We start from the raw sequence: 3,782 nt of genomic DNA, 5'->3' as shown, positions 1-3,782 counted from the left end.
AGATTTTTATAGGAGACAGGGCGCTTCTAACCGCCATTTTACTCAAACACACGCTGATCCACGCTCTTCCTGGTTTACAGCAACAGCAAATTTTAGAATCGGTACTGATGAGCGTAGAGGCATTGATCTCTTTCCGTCGCCGCTACCGAGGACGAATGAACATCATTTCTGGTCTGGATTTATTGATGCTGGACGCCAGCAACCCGCGTTCGTTGATTTATCAGATCGATCGACTGCGTAAATATCTCCTCGATCTACCGCGACAGGATGGTCAGACGTCCAGCCTGACGTCCGACATGCGTCCGATAATGAAATCACTGACCGATATTCAACTGGCCGAGCTGGACATGTTGGCGCAGGTCGATGAACAAACGGAGCTGCGTGGAAAGCTGGATACGCTCATGACGCAGATAATAAGCCAACTCGAACAGTTTACGACCCTGCTGAGCGACAAGTATTTCGATCATGCAGATGGGCCGCAGCAGTTGATTAACGCGCAATGGAAGACTGACTTATGAAATACCGGGTACGTCATCTTACGGAGTACCAGTACAATTCACCCGTGACGTTATGCTACAACATGACGCATCTTCTGCCGCGCGATACGGCTAATCAACGCTGTTTACTGCGTCGGATTACGGTGACGCCGATGCCCGTTTATCAGAGCGAGGGTAGTGATTATTTCGGTAATCTGACGTTTTATTTCTCGATCCAGGTTCCGCACGACAGGCTAACCGTTGAGATGGAAAGTTACTTTGATATTGACGAAACAGACCGCGCGAACCTGCGATATGACCACACGCTGACCTGCGGTGAGTATCGTCAATTGCTGCATGAGGCCGGGACAGCGGATCTGCGAATGGCGAAAGAGTATCTGCTCGACTCCGGTTTAATCTGCCGTTCCGAACGGCTGGCCAGCTATGCGGCCGACATTTTTCACGATAATGCTGGCGTGATCCAGGCGGCGATGGACTTCACGCATCGTATTTTTACGGAATTTACTTTCGATCCGGTTGCGACCAGCGTCACTACACCACCCGAGCAGGTTTTAGAGGAAAAGCGCGGCGTCTGTCAGGATTTTGCCCATCTGGCGATCGCTTGCCTGCGCTCTGTCGGCTTACCCGCGCGTTATATCAGCGGCTATATTGAAACGCTGCCGCCAGAGGGGCAGGAAAAACTCGTCGGGACCGATGCGTCACATGCCTGGTTTGCCATTTTTATCCCTGATATCGGCTGGCTGGAGTTTGATCCGACCAACGATCTCATGCCGCAGGGGCAGCATATCGTCACGGCGTGGGGAAGGGATTATGCCGATGTGACTCCGTTACAGGGCGTTATTTTCGATGGCGGGGCAACGCTGGCTCTGGAAGTGGCGGTTGATGTGCAGCGCGACTGCTCCCCTGATTGATCGTGATGCGATAAATGACCGCTTAAATACCCGCTCTGCCAACGCTGAGGGGTATTTAAGCGGTAAGGTCCTTTAACGTTTAGTGAATAACCTGCGACAGAAACGCGCGGGTACGTTCCGATTTTGGATGGGCAAAAAACTCCTGCGGCGGAGCCTGTTCGACAATCTCGCCGCGGTCCATAAAGATAACCCGGTCCGCGACCGTACGCGCAAAGCCCATTTCATGGGTGACGCACAGCATCGTCATGCCGTCTTCCGCCAGGCCAATCATGGTATCGAGCACCTCTTTGACCATCTCCGGATCAAGCGCTGAGGTGGGTTCATCAAACAGCATGATTTTTGGCTTCATGCACAGCGAACGGGCAATAGCCACGCGCTGCTGCTGACCACCGGATAGCTGCCCCGGGAACTTATGCGCATGCTCAGCAATACGGACGCGCTGCAGATAGTGCATTGCCAGCGCTTCCGCTTCCTTCGTTGGCATCTTACGCACCCAGGTCGGCGCCAACGTGCAGTTCTGCAAAACGGTCAGGTGAGGGAAAAGATTAAAGTGTTGAAATACCATGCCAACTTCAGTCCGCACCCGTTCTATGTTGCGGACATCATCGTTGAGATGAATACCATCAACGACGATACGCCCTTGCTGATGCTCTTCCAGGTGGTTGATGCAGCGGATGGTGGTCGATTTACCCGAGCCGGAGGGGCCGCAGAGTACAATCCTCTCGCGGGGCTTCACCTGCAGGTTAATATCTTTCAATACGTGGAACTGACCGTACCATTTGTTCACATTTTCGAGCGAAATCATCATCGCTTCAGCAGAATTAGTCATAGAGTGTGTCATGTAAAACCTCAGTGCGATGTACGCCCGGTGTGAAAGCGCTTTTCCAGGTACTGGCTGTAGCGCGACATGCTAAAACAGAAAATCCAGTAGACGAGGGCGGCAAAAACGTAGCCCTCCGTCGACATGCCAAGCCAGGTGGGGTCAACCGTTGCCTGCTGTACGCTGCTGAAAAGATCGAACAGGCCGATGATGATCACCAGGCTGGTATCTTTAAACAAAGCGATGATGGTGTTGACCAGGCCGGGGATAGTGAGCTTGAGCGCCTGGGGGAGAATGACCAGAAACTGCGTTTTCCAGTAGCCCAGCGCCAGCGATTCGGCCGCTTCATACTGCCCTTTGGGCAGCGCCTGTAATCCGCCGCGCACCACTTCCGCGATGTAGGCCGACTGGAACAGAATAACCCCGACCAGCGCGCGCACCAGCTTATCGATGGTGGTGCCTTCGGCCATAAACAGGGGCAGCATCACCGATGACATAAACAGCACGGTAATCAGCGGCACGCCGCGCCAAAACTCGATAAAAATCACCGACAGAGTGCGAACGACCGGCATGGTTGAACGACGTCCCAGCGCCAGCAAAATGCCCAATGGCAGCGCCCCGGCAACCCCGACAGAAGCGATAATCAGCGTCAGCGTCAGACCCCCCCACTGGCGGGTCTCGACGCGATCGAGGCCCAAAAAACCGCCGTACAACAGAACCCAGACGAGGATGGGATAGGCCACCGCCCAGCAGGCGATATAGCGGCCCCGGCGCGGCATTGATTTGATAAACATCGGAATGATGGACAGCAGGCCAATCACCAGCGCGAGGTTGATACGCCAGCGGAGCTCGTGCGGATAGAGCCCGTACATAAACTGGCCAAAGCGGGCGTGGATAAACACCCAGCAGGCGCCTTCTTTGGTACAGTCGGCGCGGGTTGTACCCAGCCAGTTTGCCTTGAACACCAGCCAGTTCAGAGCAGGGGGGATCAGGGTCCAGATAATCCACAGGCACAGCAGCGTCAGCAGCGTATTGAACCAGCTGGAGAAGAGATGCTTACGTGCCCAGGCCCAGGCTTTACTTGCCGGGTTGGTGGGGGCCGGGGGTGTTTCATGTGTGGTAACAGACATAGTCATTCCGTTCTCTTAACGCTCAACCAGCGCGATTTTGCGGTTGTAGATGTTCATCAGCAGCGAAATTATCAGACTGATGATCAGGTAGACCGCCATGGTGATGGCAATAGTCTCGATAGCCTGGCCGGTCTGATTCAGCACCGTACCGGCAAACAGCGAGACCATATCCGGGTAGCCGATCGCCGCCGCCAGCGACGAGTTTTTCACGATGTTGAGATACTGACTGGTCAGCGGTGGAATGATGACCCGCATTGCCTGGGGGATGATCACCTGCCGCATGGTCACCGGATTTGGCAACCCTAGCGAACGGGCCGCTTCACTCTGTCCGTGCGGGACCGACTGGATACCGGAGCGAATCACTTCAGCAATGAACGAAGAGGTGTAGATCGACAGCGCCAGCGTCAGCGAAGCCAGCCCCGGG

5 protein-coding genes are annotated in these 3,782 nt (G+C 54.6%); 2 read left to right on the top strand and 3 right to left on the bottom strand.

Going from position 1 to position 3,782, the window contains the following annotated elements:
• The coding region (locus tag PFH44_RS25730; protein ID WP_283826585.1) for an alpha-E domain-containing protein at positions 1-518 on the top strand (518 nt) is incomplete at its 5' end.
• Positions 515-1,408 carry a transglutaminase family protein gene (locus tag PFH44_RS25725; RefSeq protein ID WP_283826584.1) on the top strand — a complete coding sequence of 298 codons (894 nt, stop codon included), beginning with the start codon at positions 515-517 and terminating at the stop codon, positions 1,406-1,408. The genes PFH44_RS25730 and PFH44_RS25725, both read left to right, overlap by 4 nt.
• Positions 1,409-1,487: 79 nt before the next feature.
• Here PFH44_RS25725 and PFH44_RS25720 read toward each other — a convergent pair whose 3' ends face one another.
• The 3 genes from PFH44_RS25720 to PFH44_RS25710 form a co-directional block, all read right to left on the bottom strand.
• Complete coding sequence (locus tag PFH44_RS25720) at positions 1,488-2,249, bottom strand: amino acid ABC transporter ATP-binding protein (RefSeq protein ID WP_041145581.1); 762 nt, start codon at positions 2,247-2,249, stop codon at positions 1,488-1,490.
• Between the two features lie 8 nt (positions 2,250-2,257).
• The gene (locus tag PFH44_RS25715) at positions 2,258-3,358 is read right to left on the bottom strand and encodes an amino acid ABC transporter permease (protein WP_133599740.1); all 1,101 of its coding nucleotides are present in this window, start codon (positions 3,356-3,358) and stop codon (positions 2,258-2,260) included.
• 15 nt (positions 3,359-3,373) lie between these two features.
• Positions 3,374-3,782: ABC transporter permease subunit (locus PFH44_RS25710; protein ID WP_283826583.1), on the bottom strand; the 409-nt coding region annotated here is incomplete at its 5' end.

It is taken from the genome of Klebsiella sp. Ech2A, from assembly GCF_030078455.1.
In the GTDB taxonomy this organism is placed as follows: Bacteria; Pseudomonadota; Gammaproteobacteria; order Enterobacterales; family Enterobacteriaceae; genus Klebsiella; species Klebsiella terrigena.
Note: the sequence above shows the minus strand (reverse complement) of the source record. Positions and strands in the feature narration are given on the sequence as shown.

Excerpts from the sequence above, each read along its gene's own strand:
- PFH44_RS25725 (WP_283826584.1), top strand. The coding sequence starts at position 515 with ATGAAATACCGGGTACGTCATCTTACGGAGTACCAGTACAATTCACCC.
- PFH44_RS25720 (WP_041145581.1), bottom strand. The coding sequence starts at position 2,249 with ATGACACACTCTATGACTAATTCTGCTGAAGCGATGATGATTTCGCTC.
- PFH44_RS25715 (WP_133599740.1), bottom strand. The coding sequence starts at position 3,358 with ATGTCTGTTACCACACATGAAACACCCCCGGCCCCCACCAACCCGGCA.